General features: G+C 70.3%; 15 protein-coding genes. 4 read left to right on the forward strand and 11 right to left on the reverse strand.

From position 1 onward, the window contains the following. Positions 1-241: 241 nt before the first annotated feature. A complete protein-coding gene (locus ABZ906_RS43055; protein WP_361392403.1) occupies positions 242-424 on the reverse strand; it encodes a hypothetical protein in 183 nt (60 codons plus the stop codon). Positions 425-1351: 927 nt separating this feature from the next. Between ABZ906_RS43055 and ABZ906_RS43060 the strand changes: the two genes are divergently transcribed. Then, positions 1352-1591 carry a hypothetical protein gene (locus tag ABZ906_RS43060; protein WP_361392406.1) on the forward strand — a complete coding sequence of 80 codons (240 nt, stop codon included), beginning with the start codon at positions 1352-1354 and terminating at the stop codon, positions 1589-1591. Positions 1592-1800: 209 nt separating this feature from the next. On the opposite strand, the gene ABZ906_RS43065 is transcribed toward ABZ906_RS43060, so the two are convergent. Together ABZ906_RS43065 and lexA are read right to left on the reverse strand one after the other, a co-directional pair. Then, positions 1801-2886 carry a hypothetical protein gene (locus ABZ906_RS43065; RefSeq protein WP_361392409.1) on the reverse strand — a complete coding sequence of 362 codons (1086 nt, stop codon included), beginning with the start codon at positions 2884-2886 and terminating at the stop codon, positions 1801-1803. A 98-nt stretch (positions 2887-2984) separates the two neighbouring features. Then, positions 2985-3644: a transcriptional repressor LexA gene (gene lexA / locus ABZ906_RS43070; RefSeq protein ID WP_361392412.1), complete on the reverse strand. Its 660-nt coding sequence runs from the start codon at positions 3642-3644 to the stop codon at positions 2985-2987. Between the two features lie 93 nt (positions 3645-3737). Between lexA and ABZ906_RS43075 the strand changes: the two genes are divergently transcribed. Then, positions 3738-4391, forward strand: coding sequence for a hypothetical protein (locus ABZ906_RS43075; RefSeq protein ID WP_361392415.1), 654 nt, complete (start codon positions 3738-3740; stop codon positions 4389-4391). Positions 4392-4431: 40 nt separating this feature from the next. Here ABZ906_RS43075 and ABZ906_RS43080 read toward each other — a convergent pair whose 3' ends face one another. From ABZ906_RS43080 to dnaE, 5 genes are all read right to left on the reverse strand, one after another. After that, positions 4432-4719 (reverse strand): hypothetical protein, encoded by a 288-nt coding sequence (locus ABZ906_RS43080; RefSeq protein WP_361392418.1) that lies wholly within the window; start codon positions 4717-4719, stop codon positions 4432-4434. An 82-nt stretch (positions 4720-4801) separates the two neighbouring features. Next, the gene (locus ABZ906_RS43085) at positions 4802-4987 is read right to left on the reverse strand and encodes a hypothetical protein (RefSeq protein WP_361392421.1); all 186 of its coding nucleotides are present in this window, start codon (positions 4985-4987) and stop codon (positions 4802-4804) included. A gap of 38 nt (positions 4988-5025) precedes the next feature. Next, positions 5026-5193: a hypothetical protein gene (locus ABZ906_RS43090; RefSeq protein WP_361392424.1), complete on the reverse strand. Its 168-nt coding sequence runs from the start codon at positions 5191-5193 to the stop codon at positions 5026-5028. 1140 nt (positions 5194-6333) lie between these two features. Then, entirely contained in the window at positions 6334-7371 is a 1038-nt protein-coding gene (locus ABZ906_RS43095) for a hypothetical protein (RefSeq protein WP_361392427.1), read from the reverse strand. 5 nt (positions 7372-7376) lie between these two features. Then, on the reverse strand, positions 7377-10868 hold the full coding sequence (gene dnaE / locus ABZ906_RS43100; protein WP_361392430.1) for a DNA polymerase III subunit alpha: 3492 nt from the start codon (positions 10866-10868) through the stop codon (positions 7377-7379). Positions 10869-11126: 258 nt separating this feature from the next. Between dnaE and ABZ906_RS43105 the strand changes: the two genes are divergently transcribed. Beyond that, a complete protein-coding gene (locus ABZ906_RS43105; RefSeq protein ID WP_361392433.1) occupies positions 11127-11360 on the forward strand; it encodes a hypothetical protein in 234 nt (77 codons plus the stop codon). A gap of 133 nt (positions 11361-11493) precedes the next feature. Here the strand turns inward: ABZ906_RS43105 and ABZ906_RS43110 are convergent, their stop codons facing one another. Continuing rightward, positions 11494-12420 carry a DNA-3-methyladenine glycosylase 2 family protein gene (locus ABZ906_RS43110; RefSeq protein ID WP_361392436.1) on the reverse strand — a complete coding sequence of 309 codons (927 nt, stop codon included), beginning with the start codon at positions 12418-12420 and terminating at the stop codon, positions 11494-11496. A gap of 208 nt (positions 12421-12628) precedes the next feature. Then, positions 12629-13249 carry a hypothetical protein gene (locus tag ABZ906_RS43115; RefSeq protein ID WP_361392439.1) on the reverse strand — a complete coding sequence of 207 codons (621 nt, stop codon included), beginning with the start codon at positions 13247-13249 and terminating at the stop codon, positions 12629-12631. 180 nt (positions 13250-13429) lie between these two features. On the opposite strand from ABZ906_RS43115, the gene ABZ906_RS43120 reads away from it, so the two are divergent. Next, on the forward strand, positions 13430-14050 hold the full coding sequence (locus ABZ906_RS43120; protein WP_361392442.1) for a hypothetical protein: 621 nt from the start codon (positions 13430-13432) through the stop codon (positions 14048-14050). Positions 14051-14181: 131 nt separating this feature from the next. Here ABZ906_RS43120 and ABZ906_RS43125 read toward each other — a convergent pair whose 3' ends face one another. Further along, positions 14182-14940 carry a hypothetical protein gene (locus ABZ906_RS43125; RefSeq protein ID WP_361392445.1) on the reverse strand — a complete coding sequence of 253 codons (759 nt, stop codon included), beginning with the start codon at positions 14938-14940 and terminating at the stop codon, positions 14182-14184. Positions 14941-15017 lie beyond the last annotated feature (77 nt).

The following is a 15017-nucleotide window of genomic DNA, read 5'->3' on the forward strand; positions in this document are numbered from 1 at the left end:
CGGGCCGCAGTGCACGCGGGCGGGCCGCAGGCTGAACGGCCCCACGGGGTATCCGGGAACCGATCTATTTCTGGACACGCCGCTGAAAGCGACCCCGGTAGCACCATCGAGGTGCCTTCGCGAGGTCAACGACAACTTCGTCGGACAACGAGGCGGGAGACGACCGGCGTCCTGCACGCGGGCGGCAAGTTCGAGGGCCTGACGGAGCGCGTCATCGTCCGGTGTGCCGAAGGGCACGTGTTCAGCACCGCTTCGACTTCTTCATCGACTTCATCGCCGAATCGATGTACTGCTCGTCGAGTTCACGAACCGGTTCGCCAGAATCATCAGCTGGCGGAAGAAGCAGAAGGCGGAGGCGGCGGAAGGTCGAGGACGAGATGGACAACCGCGTCTTCGCGAACATGATGCCTTTGGTCGCGGACAAGGGCGGAGGGGATTTCACCTGTGAAGGAAGCCGTCTTGCTTCGCCAGCCGCGGCCCCCGTGGTGAATGCAGATGCCGAAGTTCTCCCACCAGGATCGCCACGAGAAGCACCCTCGCCGCGAGGTGACTTGTGCCACACCGCGCACGGCGCAAAGTCACCCCAGGGAGCATTGAGGCGAACGATCGGCACGGCTCTGAGCTGCACGAATGCCGACCGACGGCGCGAAGGACGGAGCGCAACAACCACGCTACACAAACGCCGGAAATCCGTTCCCTCCGCCCTGGCCTGACGGGGCGCCAGTACGCCGGAGCCGTGCATGGCCCGGGTCTCGGGTGTCGGCGTGCTGAGTAGGGTTTTCCCCACGAAGTCTCTTCGGCGCGACGACGGGCTCCCCATCCGGCTTCCGCAGGCCCCGCGCGTTCCGTCGAAGCGACGTCCTGCTGTGAGGAGAACTGGTCACGTGACGCCAACCAACCGCGCACGGAGCCCCGGCGATCCGCCGGGGGCTGCCTCCCGTACGGGTGGTGTTACAACGGGCCCGTCCTCACTGCGTACTCTTCTGCTCTGACCAACTGCACGGTGAAACACAGTCATCCGGGTCGATTTCTACGCCGACCCGGGTGGCCTCGTCTCACCACCCGCGCCAACGGGACGCTGCGGGTCACCACGTAGTCCGACAAGCCGCCCTTCGACACCAGGAGGCAAAAAACAGCGACCCCCCGCGCCAACGGGGGGCCGCTCACGTAGTCCGACAGCCCGCCACCCGACTCGTGCTCCTGCCAGAAGCCGACATCAAGATTGGATCGAAGCCATCAGCGCTGGAACCGAGACTAAGGGGCCGCGCGCCCCAAAGTCACATGGGGGGACCTCATTTGGCTCCTGCCCCCGCACGATGCCCTCGGCCGAGCCCCCCTCCGGCGGTGCCCGATGATGCTCACTCTCATCGTCGGCCTCGCGCTCGGAGGGGCCGCGGTCTACATGGCCTACCGAGACCAGAAGCTGGGGACGGCCATAGTCGTCGGCCTCTCCGTGGTGACCGTCTTCGTCCTCCTCATGGACAAGGACCCGTCTGCGGCCAGGCCGCAGCCCGAGAGCCCGTCCCCGCCTGCGTCGACATTCGCGCCGCCGCAGGCGCCGCCCGCCCAGTCGGAACAGCCCACGCCGTAGAGGGCCGGACCCGGCCTTCTCGGTCGCACCGGAAGGCGCAGCGGGTCCGGCCGCTCATTGGGCAGGGGCCGTTCCGGTACCGAGCCGCTCAGAGCCCCGCCCGGTGTCATTCCGGGCGGGACTTGTGCAATCAGCGCCGCCACGCGTTGGCCCTCTCCCTCAGCTGACTCATAAGCCTCGGACGCAGACTAGTGATACTGCGGAGCTGTCTATGCGTCGGCCACAGCGCCGCCGGAGTGCGCCAGGTCCTGGTTCAGAGCTCGCAGCAGGGCGTGGGCGAGGAGGATGGCCGGCAGAACGAACTGCGGACGGTAGGTGTCGGGCGAGGCACGGTGTGCTCCGAGATGGCGGTTGAACGTGTCCTGCGTGTCGTCGAAGGAGAACGCGTTGCGCATGCCGGCGAGCACCAAGAAGTGCTTGAACTGCAGCAGTGTGAGGTCGCCCCAATCGTTCGCGTCGTCCAGGACGCTGCTGATGGTGCTGTGGTGATTGCCCTTGGGATAGGTCACTTGAGGGAAGGAGCGCCTGATCCAGAGGTTGCCGTGCTGCTTCATCGCGGTCTCCAGCACGTTGCCTGCCAGCGCCTGCGCGCCTTCATCGAGGCCGGCTCGGGCGGTGCGAACCGCAGCGTTCAAGATGGCGACCATCCCGACGAGTTCGGGATGCTCGACGATCTTGAGACTGGTCTCGGTGTCGTCAAGGACGTCGGCGCGGCGCTCGGCAAGGAGTGCGGAGCGCTCGTCCCGTGTACGGAGCGAGACAAGGGTTCGGACGATCTCTTGTCGCGGTGCCCATCCCAGGGACAGCCCATCGGCTGCACTCAATTCCAGGATCGTGTCCAGTTCCGCGGGACCGAGGCCGCGGAGGTTCGCGGGGAGGAACATCGCAGCCGTCGCGCCGAGCTGGTCCAGCAGCGACTGGGGGAGAGACACCCTTCCTACGGCGGCGCCGAGGAGCCTGGGCCAGTCATACGTGTCAGTGAAGAGATCCTGGAACACCCGGCCGTATCCGGTGGATACGAGCCGTCGCGCGTCCAGAGCGGCCCGGACGGTCGCGGCGTGTGCACCCGTCATGTGGGCGATGCTCCGCCGGGTGTCCTCCGACAGCAGTATCTGGCGGCTCACGGGGGTGAGCGCGCGGTTGACGGAGGTGATCCGCGCCGCGGCCCCTCGGAGCGCCTTCCCGGTAGCGAGGCCGACGGGGTCCTCCTGCCCCGACTCCGCCTCCGACGTACCGTCTGCTTCCGCGTTCTCGTCATCGTGTTCTTCTGCGCCCGCGTTGTCGTCGTCCTTCATGCGCTCATGATCCCGGCTCTGTCAGGGATGAGCACGTGAGTCCGCACAGCCCGCAGATCCTCGGGGCCAACTCCACTGGTCCGTTCGGGCCCCCTAGGTCACAGGCAGCGCAGCACGGTGACCACCCGGCCCAGGAGGGCAGTTTCATCGCACCAGAGCGGCCGGTCGGCGCCGTTGGCGGACAGCAGCCACACGTCGGCGCCGTCCCTCTTCACCAGACGCACCGTGGGCTGACCGTCCAGCACCACGGCCACCAGGTCGCCGCTTTGCGCCGGCTCGTGGCGCTGGACCACCACCAAGTCCTGGTCCAGCACGCCCGCGGACTCCATGAGGCGGCCGGTGACGACCGTCGCGAACACTTCCCCGTCCCCGACCAGTTGGCGGGGGAAGTCGAGCACCTCCAGGACCAGCTCGACCGCGGCCGCGCCCCCACCAGAGGCGACGTCGACGAGCGGGACGCGGACCACGCCCGTCTCGCGCGCAGCCGCATCAGGTTCGGGTACCAGGTCGGCCGGCACGTAGGAGCGCGCCCTGTTAGGGGTGTTGCGCAGCCATCCCTTCTTGCACAGCACCTCAAGGTGGTGACTGACCGAGGAGGTGCTGGTCAGCCCGGCCGCCGCACCGATCTCCTGCAGGGACGGCGGGTATCCGCGCACACGGATCGAGTCCCGGATCGCCCGCAAAACCCGTTCCTGGCGGGCAGTCAGGCCATCAGCCGGGCCGGACGGCAGCGCGCTGGGCAGGGATCCGTCGGACACACCGCGCATTGCATCACCCCCGCCACCCCGGGGAGAAGTCCCCGGACCCGCCTGGTCGCAGGCACTGTCGCGGCGGCTGGCAGCATGACGTGCATGAGCAGCATCATCACCTACGCCACTGCCGAACGAGCCGACGTCGCGGGGCTCCTCGGGGCCACGGACCGGCTCACCGAGGACCAGCAGCGCGCGCTGGCCCGGGCTCGCGAGAAGGCCCGGACCCAGCAGTCCGACATCGACCCCGAGGGCCTCAACCCAGGCCTGTCCGTCCCGGACGCGCTGGAGCACCTCATAGCCGGCCACGCCGACTCCGATGCCGCCCATGCGGCCTGCGCCTACTACCGGGCCCTGCAGTGCCTCATCGACGTCAACGCCTGCGATCCCGAGGAACTGGGCGTGTACTCCCGGCCCGCTGCCTTCTTCAGCGCGCTGGACGACGAACTGCGCCGCCTGGGCGTCAGCGCCGACCTGCTGCCCCACGCGCGCCTGTTCTCCGGTCCGCCTGCCGAGATCCCCTTCCACATCCCGTATCCCGTGGACGGGCCCCACATCGGCATGTGGCCGCTGGACAGGGCCAAGCCCGCCGCCGACACCTACCGCGCGGTGCTGGACCGGATCAACCCCGAGTTCACCTATGACCTCCTGCTCCTGATCGAGAGACTGGACGTCGAGCACGACGCATGGAAATCGAGCACCCAGGAATGCGACTGGTACAGCCAGGACACGATCTTCTTCTCCATCACCGGCTGACTCCCTGGGCTGCCGCCAAGTGCCGGAGCCGCCGGGCGCGCTATTCGGGAGGAAGCGGCTGATCGGCCCGGTCGGCGAAGAGGTACTGGCGCATCTGGTCCAGGTAGTCGTACAGGGCGTCCTCGTCACCGAACTCCACGTCGGTGAGCCGCTCGTAGCCGGCCACGGACAGCTCCCGGGTGCGCAGTACTTTCTCGAGGCCGTCGCGGACACCGGCGACGAAGGAAGCATTGAAGGCGTGCAGCGTGGAGCGCAGATCTCCCCGGACATCCTGGGCCTGCTCGTAATGCAGGTAGATCCTGATGAAGCGTTCAAGCTCGCTGGTCACGGTTGCTCCTGTACGGGACGGCGGCGGTGGCGCCGGGCTGGCAGGCCCGCCTCGGTGCCCGGCTCGCACCTGTGCGCGGGCGTCAGGGCCGCGGTTCGACCGGTTGGCCCGGCTTCGTCTCGTGGATCTGGACCTTGGTGCAGCCGTCGGCCTCGAGCCTCGCCTTGCGGTTCTGGGCGCTGCCGGTGTCGTAGCTGCAGACGGACGCGCGGTTCCGGCCGTCAGCGCTGGTCCAGGTGAGGCCGTAGTTCTTCATCGTGATCGACATGTCGCCATCATGGCCGGTGGCACTGACAACCGGTGCGGCTACAGGTGGCGGTGCCTGCTGACCGTGCTGCCGACGAGCAGGACCAGCGCGGTGAAGAGGGCCAGGGCGACGATGATGACTGCCGCTCTGATCTCCATCACCGCCAGGACGACGAACAGCGCCAGGGCGAACACGCCGCCGACCACGACGCGTCGATGGGTCCGCACTGCGCGCTGCGGCTCTCTCCAGGGAAATCAGGCGCGGAGCCTGACCCCGGGTGCCCGCATCGATCAGGCTTCAGCGCGGCAAAGGCCCCTGACGTGCGGTTTTCACAAGCGCACGTACTATATTCACTTACTCACCCGCGCACTCACCCACTCCTGCGCGGCTCCCGTCACACCCGCAGAAGCCCGCGCCCCGTGATGCCGGTACACCAAATACCCCGCGGCGTCGACGAAATCCCCCGCCTGTATTTTGCGGAACCCGCGCCAAATTGTTCAGGCGCTTCAATGGCGGAAATCAAATGGCTGCGCACGAAACGCTCGGAGAGTTTCCAGGAACCATTTGATTTGTCGCTTGAGCTAGCGCAATTGATTTGTGCTAGCCTCGCAGCGTAAACAAGAGAGGGCCCGCGCCGCCATCCAAAGCAAGACGCGAGCCCTCCATGCAACCGAGGGGCCTGCCTTGCACGTCACTGGCGTGCAAAGCGGGCCCTTACCGGTTCCAGATTGCCTGCCACAGCGTCACTGTTGCCGTAGCGGCTTCGAGGACCGTGCAGGCCAGGCTGGCGGCCAGTTGAGTCCTCTGTACCCACGGGGGCGGCGTCTTCCCCTCCCGTTCGGAAGGTGAACCTTCCTCACCCTGCGGGTTTTTCTGCGGGCCGTGCATCATTCCCTTCCTTTCCCGTGTGTGGGTCACACGGCCGTCGTAACCCACGACCGCAGGGAAGGTAATGCGGGATGCACACTATCACCATTCAGGAGTCGCGCGGCGCCTGCCGAAATCGGGCTGCGGCGTGACCCTTTTAATCTGTCCAATACCCCCGGGGCGGGTACATTTCTGTTTCGCTCCGCTGCATGAAATTGCAGGTCAGTAGCGCAAGTCATGGGGATGACCGGTCGGCCCCGAGGCAGCGCGGATTGCGTTCTCCCGCGCCCGGCACAGGGCTCGGCTGCCGGTGGCCGCGCCCCTCCTCGCCGTACGGGGGCGCATAGAGCGCAGCGACGGACTATCGCCGCGATGCCGTCACGGGCCGACGCCGCGGCGAAAGAGGGTGCGCGGGTTTGCCGCCCGGACGGGTCCCATGCCCCGATGCGTTGCCGCGATCGGCGACTTACTGCCGCGTCGGCCCAGAACGGAACGCTTGATCAATCGGGCGGGCGCCGGGTGGCGAGGGTGGCGGGTTTGACCGCGTGCGGACCGAAGCGTGCCCGGGCCCGGTCGGCGACGGACTCGATCCGCCGGGCCTTGTCGTCGCCGGCGTCCAGGCTGAGTTGGTGGTGGGCGGCTGCGGCCGGTACGAGATCGGCGCGCAGGGCCAGGGACCTCACGCGGGCGCGCTGCAGGCCGAGGGCCTGGTAGATGTCGTAGGCGGTGCGGGCGAGGGCGGGGGAGTGGCTGGTGGGTTCGGCCGGGGTGCGGCTGCGGGTGGTGTGGCTGCGATCGGCGTAGCGGACGGTGAGGGTCAGGGTGCGGCAGACCTCGCCGCTTTCCCGTAAGCGCTGGCCGAGTTCGTCGGCCAGGGCGAGCAGGGCGCGCCGGTGCGCGGCCGGGTCCAGTTCGTCGCGGTCGAAGGCGCGGTTGGTGCTGGTGGAGCGGATCAGGGCGGTGCGCTGTACGGTCCGGTCGTCCAGCCCGCGTGCCCGCGTGTGGAGTTCGCGGGCGGCGTGCGCGCCGAGCAGGCGGGCCAGCGGGCCGGCGGGGGTGGCGGCGAGCTGTCCGATCGTGCTGATGCCGTAGCGGTTCAGTGTCCTGGCGGTGGCCGGTCCGATGCCCGGCAGTGCGGTGAGCGGCTGCGGAGTAAGGAAGGCGGCCACCGATGCGTCGTCGGCGGCGATGACGGTGACGTGTCCGTGGGAGGTGGCGGCGGCCATGGCGGCGATGAGCGGGGAGCGGCCGCCGCCGATCGCGGCGGTGCGCACCCCGTACCAGGCGATGGCCCGCAGTTGCAGGAGCTGTCCGAGCTCGTAGGCGGTGCGGTCGAAAACCCGCAGGGCACCGGTGACATCAAGGTCGACGCTGTAGTCCTGCGGATAGGGCTGGTAGACGGGGGTGAGGTCTGCCACCAGCGTGAGCAGCTGCTCGAACACGGCATCCGCTTCCGGGTGTCCGGCGAGGTCGAAGCGCACGCGCAGTACCCACCGCGGGCGCCGGCCTGCCGCGTGCTGCGGTGGGGGTGCGGGCATGGCGCTCACCCGGCCGAGCCGGCGGAGCGGTGGCCCAGGCGGCGCAGGTCGGCCGAGCGGCTGCCGGCGGGCTCGAGGTCGGCCCACGGATGCAGCCTCGCTCCGGCCTGGCCGTCCTGCAAAACGCGGCCCGGATTCGCCGCTTCCGCTCCCGCAGTCGCGGGCGCGGAGGCCTGGGCGGGCGTGGGGGAGGGGGCACTGTGGCCGAGCAGGTCCAGGGCGGCCTGCGGGCCGTGGTCGCGGCGGGCGGCCGCCACGGCTTCCAGGTCCCAGACCATCTCGCCGACCACGGTGCGCCGCGGACCGCGCGCCTCCACGCTGCCGCGCACCAACAGCAGCCCGGAATGGAAGATCGTGTGGGCGCATGCGTCGTGGGAGTCCTCGAAGAACGCCAGGTCGACCAGGCCGGCGCCGTCTTCCAGGGTGACGAAGATGACGCGTTTGCCCGAGGGGATGGGCGGGGTCTGGGTGGAGGCGCGCACGCCGGCGACCAGCACTTTCTGGCCGGGGTGCAGGCGCTGCAGGTGGGTGGCGTCGGTGGCGCCGAGCTCGCGCAGTAGCCGGTGGTGGTGCTCCATCAGGTGCTGGGAGACGTCGATGGACAGCACCTCCAGTTCGGCGCTCATCCGCTCGCGGCCGGACAGCTCCTTCAGGCCGCTGGGTTCGGCGGTGACCAGGTCGCCGCCCAGCGCCAGCTGCCCGGTGACGGTGCGCCGGTTGCGGGTGTGCCGGTGCAGTTCGGTGGCCTGCAGCAGCAGGTCCCGCCGCGTGAGGTTGCCCTTGACCGCGTCCAGGGCGCCGATCTGGATGAGCCGCTCGGCGATCGGCAGCGAGGGTCTGGCCCGCTGCCAGAAGTCCTGCAGCGAGGCGTAGGGCTGGTGTTCGGCGATCCGGGCGGCCTCCGCCTCGCTGATGCCCTTGACGGTGGACAGCGCCAGCCGCACCCCCCACCCGCTCCGGCCGCCGGTGCCGGTGGCTTCGATGCGGTGCTCGGCCCGGGAGCGGGAGATGTCGACGGGCAGCACCGGCACGCCGTGGCGGCGGGCGTCGGCGACGATCACCCGCATCGGCCACATCCCCGGGTCGTGCTCCAGCAGCCCCGCATACAGCGCCGCGGGATGGTGGGCCTTGAGCCAGGCGGACTGCACCGCGGGAACAGCGAAGGCGACCGCGTGCGCCCGGCAGAACCCGTACGCCCCGAATTCCTTGATTACGTCCCAGACTTCGGCGACGACCTGCGGGCTGTAGCCGTGCGCGGTCGCCGACCGGGTGAACCAGGCCTCCAGGGCGGGCAGGCGTTCGGGGTCGGCCAGGGCGCGCCGGGCGACGTCGCCGGCGGCCAGGTCGCAGCCGGTCATGCGGGACAGGATCGCGATGATCTGCTCGTGCCAGATCACCACGCCCATCGTGTCGTCGAGGATCGGCTCCAGGTCGGGGTGCGGGTAGTGCGGGGCGGCGCCGTGCCGAGCCGCGATGAACCGGGCGGGCATGCCGCCCTTGACCGGTCCGGGGCGGAACAAGCTGATGTCGGCGATCACGTCCTGGAGGTGGCGCGGCTGCAGCCGGCCCACCAAGTCCATCTGGCCGGGCGATTCGATCTGGAAACAGCCGATCGTGTCCGAGCGGCGGATCATCTCGAACGTCGCCGCATCGTCCAGGGACACGTGGTCGGGGTTGTCGAGGTCGAGCTGGCGGCCGGTGGTGCGGCGGATCTCGCCGACCGCGTGCGCCATCGACGACTGCATCCGCACCCCCAGCACGTCCAGCTTCAGCAGGCCCAGATCCTCCACATCCTCCTTGTCCGCTTGCAACATCGGGTAGTTGCCGCCGGGGGTGGGCTGCACCGGCAGCCGGTCCAGCAGCGACGCATTGGACAAGATGACCCCGCAGGGATGCATCGCGTAGCCGCGCACCAGAGCGTCCAGGCCCTCGGCGAGCTCGAACAACGGCCCGAACTCCTTCCGCCGCGCGGCGAGTTGGCGCAGCTCGGGCAGCTCGGCCAGCGCGGAGCGGATGTCGCAGGCCCGGATGTGCGGAAACGACTTGGCGACCTGATCGACGGCCTGCGGGGCGATGCCCAGCGCCAGGCCGGTGTCGCGCAGCGCGTGCCGGGCCCGGTAGGTCTCGGGCATCCCGGTCACCGCGACCCGCTCGGACCCGAACCGCTCGAAAATGCGGTCGTAGACCTCCAGGCGGCGCGCGGACTCCACATCCAGGTCGATGTCGGGCAGCGAGGTCCGCCGCTCCGACAAGAACCGCTCGAACAACAGCCGGTGTTCCAGGGGGTTGGCCGTGGCGACGAACAGCGCATGATCGACCATGGACCCGGCCCCCGACCCGCGGGCAGCGACCCGCACGCCCATCGCCCGCACGTCCGCGACGACCTGCGCGACCGCCAGGAAGTAGCCCTCGAAGCCGAGCCGGCCGATCACCTCCAGCTCGTAGTCCAGCTGCCCTACCGCCGCCGGATCTCCCTCCAGGCCGCGGGCGGCCATGCCGGCCTCGCAGCGCCGGCGCAGCAGCCGCATCGCCCCGCCGCGCGACCGGTCCGCGCCGACCACGTGCGGCTCGGGGAAGTGCGGGCGTCCCATGCCCAGGCCGGCTGCGGTCAGGGTGCAGGAGGCGGCGACCGCGTCAGTCTCGGCGAGCAGCGCGGCCGCCCGCTGCGGGCCGTGCCCGGCAGCCTCGGCGATCCGCGCGGCCACCGCGCGCATTTCGTCGGGGCCCTTGAGCCACCGCTCGCCGCTGTCCAGGGCCCGCCGGTCGATGGGGCGCAGCAGCCGGGCCGCATCCAGCACATCCGCCAGACGGTGCTGTGCGGGATCGGCGTAGCGCACCGCACCCGAGATCACGACGGGCACGCCCAGGTCGTCGCCCAGCTGCACCGTGCGCGCCGCCAACCGCAACGATCCCGCCCCCGTCCCGCCACGCCCCAGATAGACCGCCTCCAGCCGCAGCCCCGCGCCCGCGATCACCCGCCACGGCGCCAGCAGCTCCTCGGCCCGGTCCGGACGGCCGGCCGTCAGCGCGGACACCGGCTCCGAGGACGGACCCAGCAGCACGACCAAACCCGCGCCCAGGTGCTCCTGAAACACCGGCCACGGCGCCACCGGCACCCCCTCCACCGGGCCGGCATGCGCCGCCGACACGATCCGGCACAACCGCGCCCAGCCGCCCGCATCCTGCGCCAGCAGCGTCACCCGCCACCGCGCCTCCACGACATGCGCACCCCCGCGCACCGGCGACCGGCGCCGCGCCCCCACTGCTTCCCGGTCCGTGGCAGGGGCGACCGCGAGGTCGACACCGAAGATCGGTCGGACCCCGGCGGCGGCCGCGGCCTTCGCGAAACGCACCGTGCCGGCCACCGTGTCCCGGTCGGTCAGCGCCAGCGCGCCGACACCGCGCTCCGCGGCGCGGCGCACCAGGTGATGCGGGAGCGAGGCGCCGTAGCGGGCCGAGTAGCCGGAGGCGGCATGCAGATGCGCAAAGCCGTCCATCACGCACCTCCTGCCGCTCAACCCACCCCCTGCCCGACTGTCCCGTCCCAGTGGGCCACGATCACCACTACTCGCACAATAGTTCGAAAGAGTGAATGCGGCGAATCGATCACGGCTGAATCCCATCGCTACAGCAGCCCTCACCCGGCGGGGCCGCGTAGACCTCACCTGCGCCGATACCCGTCGCAGCGGGCCGCAGCAGTGCAGCCGCCCCCGCCGGACCCTCTCTGATTCGGCCAGGCGTGCGAAGCTGCGGGCATGGCGCAACCCGGCACGTACATCGTTCGACTGCAGTTCCGCGAGGACGGCCCAGCAGTGACCGGCTGGTGGACCGTGCAGGAAGTCGCCGAAGCCAAGTACAAGGGCCAGATCGGCGTCTACGGGTCCATCCCCGGTGTGGTCATCACGCTCTCGGTGCAGGCAGACGACCCCGAGGAAGAAACCCTGCTGAAGACCTGGACAGCCGGGCTCGGCGAGACGGCCGGGCCCTGAACGCCACTGGCGACTCAAGCCCGCTTCCCGGCGAAGCGACCGGGCCCGCCTCACTCCTGACGACGCCGCTCCTCACCTATACGGCGCCCGACGACCGACTGGGCGGGGCGGCCAAGCGTCCTCACCCTGCGCCTTAAAGGTGGGCGATGCGGCTGTGCGGTGCCCGGTGGGCCCGGCGGTCCGGCAGACGGCCACCGAGCAGGATGAGACGCGCCGCCCGGTGACGCTGCCCGGCATAGGGAGCCAGGAGCTGCAGCATGGTTTCGTCGGTGCCGTCCCGCTGCTGCCCTTGGGTCAGGGCATAGGTGACTTGCACGGGCAGGTGCAGATCACCGACCGTGAGCGCGTCCGGCGCGCCCAGGGTGCGCTGCAGGGTCTCGGCCGCGGTCCACGGCCCGATCCCGGGGATCGCCTGCAGGCGGATCATCGCGTCGGGCAGTTCCATGGCCGCGGCCTCCTCCAGGCGCGCGGCCCGCTGACAGGCCCGCAGGATCGCGGCGGCGCGGGCACGGTCCACGCCGGCCCGGTGCCACTCCCAGGACGGGATCATGCGCCACACGCGCGGCGGCGGCATCACCCGCATGCCCGCCGGCGCCGGCCCCGGCGCCTCCTGCCCGTAGCGGGAGACCAGACGGCGCCAGGCATAGTGCGCACTGCCCGTCGTGATCCGCTGCTCCAGCACGCTCGGGATCAACGACTCCATGACCAGCGAGGTGCGCGGCAACCGCAGCCCCGCGTACTTGCGGTGCGCGGCCGCGACCACCTGGTGGCGCGGGACGAACGCCGAGGGGTCGTCCTCCTCGCCGAGCAGCGCAGGCAGGAAGTCCAGCGCCCAGTCGGCACCCGGCCCCCACGCCTCGCCGGTGACCAACGGTCCTGATCCCGCCTCGGTACGGCAGGAGATCTTCACGGTGGCGGCACCCTGCGGGGTGAGAGAAGTGCGCCACCAGGTGCCGTCTGCCTCGCGCCGACAGGTGGGGTCCCCAGAGCCGCGACGCAGCACCCTCAGGGTGCGCGTGAGGTCGTAGGGGGCAGGGGGAGCCCAGACACGCGAGGCCATGCGTTCAGACTAAATGCCCCCGGCCGGCGCCCGGGGCCCGCGGACGACCGGTTCCAGCCGTGCGGCGACCTGGCGAAAGAACAGCGCCCCTCGTGCCGCTGCTGCCTGGTGCGTGCGGGCTGCCACTGCAACGAATAGAGCCGTAGCGCCGGCCACGGAGCGCGGTGCTGCAGGAGATCACAGCCCGCCCCGGGGCCCGCGGCGGAACCTAGAAGCGGAAGCCGATGACGCCGTAGCCCGGCCGGCCTGCCGCGTGCCGTATCCAGCCGATGCACTGCAGGGCGGCCTGTTCGACCTCGGGCTCCAGGGTCGGGGCCCGGCCGCCCGCGTCGATAGCGGTCTTGGCGGCCTCGTACTGTTCCAGGGCTTTGACGCACTGTTCGTGGGTCCACTGGCCGCAGTCGGGGGTGTGCGCCCGCGGCAGGGGGGAGGGCAGCGAGCCGAACCAGAAGTCTTCCGGGGATACGGCGGTGACGCCCAGCGCGGTCAGCCCGGCATCGACGTCGGACAGCCAGTCGCCGCGGTGCGGGGTGAAGCAGTGGTTGTCGAGGAACGAGCCGGTGAGGTCGCACAGGCGCTTATAGGCGTAGCCGTACTGGAAGGCGTGGTCCGGGTTGTCGCTGAAGGGCCCGCCGTTGACGACGGCAGTCAGTGCCTCGAGCGCGGTGGGCGCGCCCTCCTTGACGGCGGAGGAGAATTCGTCGTCGGCATGGGCCAGTTGGGCACCGTAGTTGTCGCGGATGACGGAAAGCAGCTGCTGGTCGCGGGAACCGATCAGGGCGCGCGTGGCGGCCACGTCGAGCAGGTACACGCTCAGGGAAGAACTCATGGGCCCTGACCCTAGACGCGGCCACTGACAGTCATCGGGGCCGGTACCGATGGCCTGCCAGCGGCAACGGGATGTGACGATACGGCCGTGCGCGCGGGCTGCCGTCTCGGCTCCAGCGGGCCCAAACGATCGCGGGTGGTCTCCCGTGACAGACAGCGGAAGGCAGAAGGCGACGCGCGGATGACGCCGGAAGAGCAGAACAAGCCCCTCAGTGTGTACCGCCTGCTGCCGAGCATGCGGGAGTTCCAGCTGCTCTGCTTCGACAATTCCCTGGTGGATGTCATGCGCTGGCAACTGGGTGGCTCCCGGGGGCCGCACCCCACCGTTTTCAGCGCTGCATGGGGAGGCGATACGCGGTGGCGGAAGAGCGACTTCCCCAGCGGGAACCCGAGTTCGCCCGCTCTCAGCCGCCGCCTGGCCGACCGACTGGGGGACGATCTCCGTGCGGGCGGCCGCCTGTTGCCGGTGCACATCGACGCTGCCGACACCCGCCCGCGGGGCCGGGACGCCCGGGGGGACGAGTACTTCCTCTACCTCGTGGAGCGCGCGGTCGACTGCCTCGACCAGGAGAAGTCGTCGCCTCCCGACCAGCTCGGCCGCATCCGCACGTCGGTCTTCCGACCGGATGCGGTTCCGACTGAGCTCCCGGCCTTCAGGCCGACGCAATTTCCCACCGCTGTCTGCTGGAACGGCTGGATGGTGGAGCGCCTGGCCGAGTTTCTGGGAGACCAGTTGGAGACCCGGCTTGTCTGGTCGCAGGATCCGAAGCGCACCGCGCACCCCGACCCCTGGGGATTCTGAGCCACCTGCACCGTGAGGGCGAGGGGACTCTGCAGCACCGGATCAGCTCGGCAGCTGAATTCGGCGACCGGATTACCGGGCGATCGGCAGGGCCTGGTGCTGCGGAGCCCGCCGGCCGCGACGCGGCACCCCTACGTCCTGGGGGCCGCCTGCCCCCGGGCCGCGCTCGCACGCCAGGCAGCGCCGAGTTCCGCGAACTCGCGCCGCAGCACCGACCGCTGCTCCTCCACGAGCTCGGAGGCCGGGGAAAGCAGATAGACGTTGTCCTCGTAGTGCCGGAAGCCGACCCGCTCCCACCCTTTGGCGATCTGTGCCAGGACGCGGTCCCACTCGGACTGATCGATCCGATGCTCCCGGTCGTGGTCGGAGAGGCCGGGGGAGCAGGCCACGGCGCGGCACCCCGGCATCAGGCGGTAGATCGCCTCACAGGCCAGCATCGCCCCCAGACCGTGTCCCCTCAGATCCCTCGCCAGGTGGACCCGGTCCATGACCAACAGGTCGACACCCGCGTACTCCAGGAGGTGGGAGGTGGCGGTGGTGAAGTTGCCGGTGTCCGGGTCAAGCACCGCCCGGGCGATCTCTGCGAGGTCTTCGGAGGCCTCCGTCAAAGCCAGCCAGGCATTCATGCCCCGGTCCGGATGGACGCGGTAAAAGGTCATCTGGCCCACCGTGCCGTCATCACGGTCCACGGCGGCAGAGTGTTCCTGCGCCCGTTCGCCGCGCGCGGCCCGGCCGGCGCCGGGGCCGTCATGGGCCCCGCGCTGGTGGATGGTGACCTCCCAGCGTTCGAGCGTCTCGCTGCTCGGCGTGTCCTCCAGGTCGTCGCGAAAGGCGATACGCAGGTACAGATCGGAAGGGTCACCGGGAAGCCGGCGAAGGGACACGCTCACCGTGCCAGCCTAGCCAGCGCCCCGTCTCTGCCCGGGACACCGGCTGGCGGTGCCGGCCTGCATGCAGCTGGACCGTG

It is taken from the genome of Streptomyces sp. NPDC046925 (assembly GCF_040644915.1).
Lineage (GTDB): Bacteria > Actinomycetota > Actinomycetes > Streptomycetales > Streptomycetaceae > Streptomyces.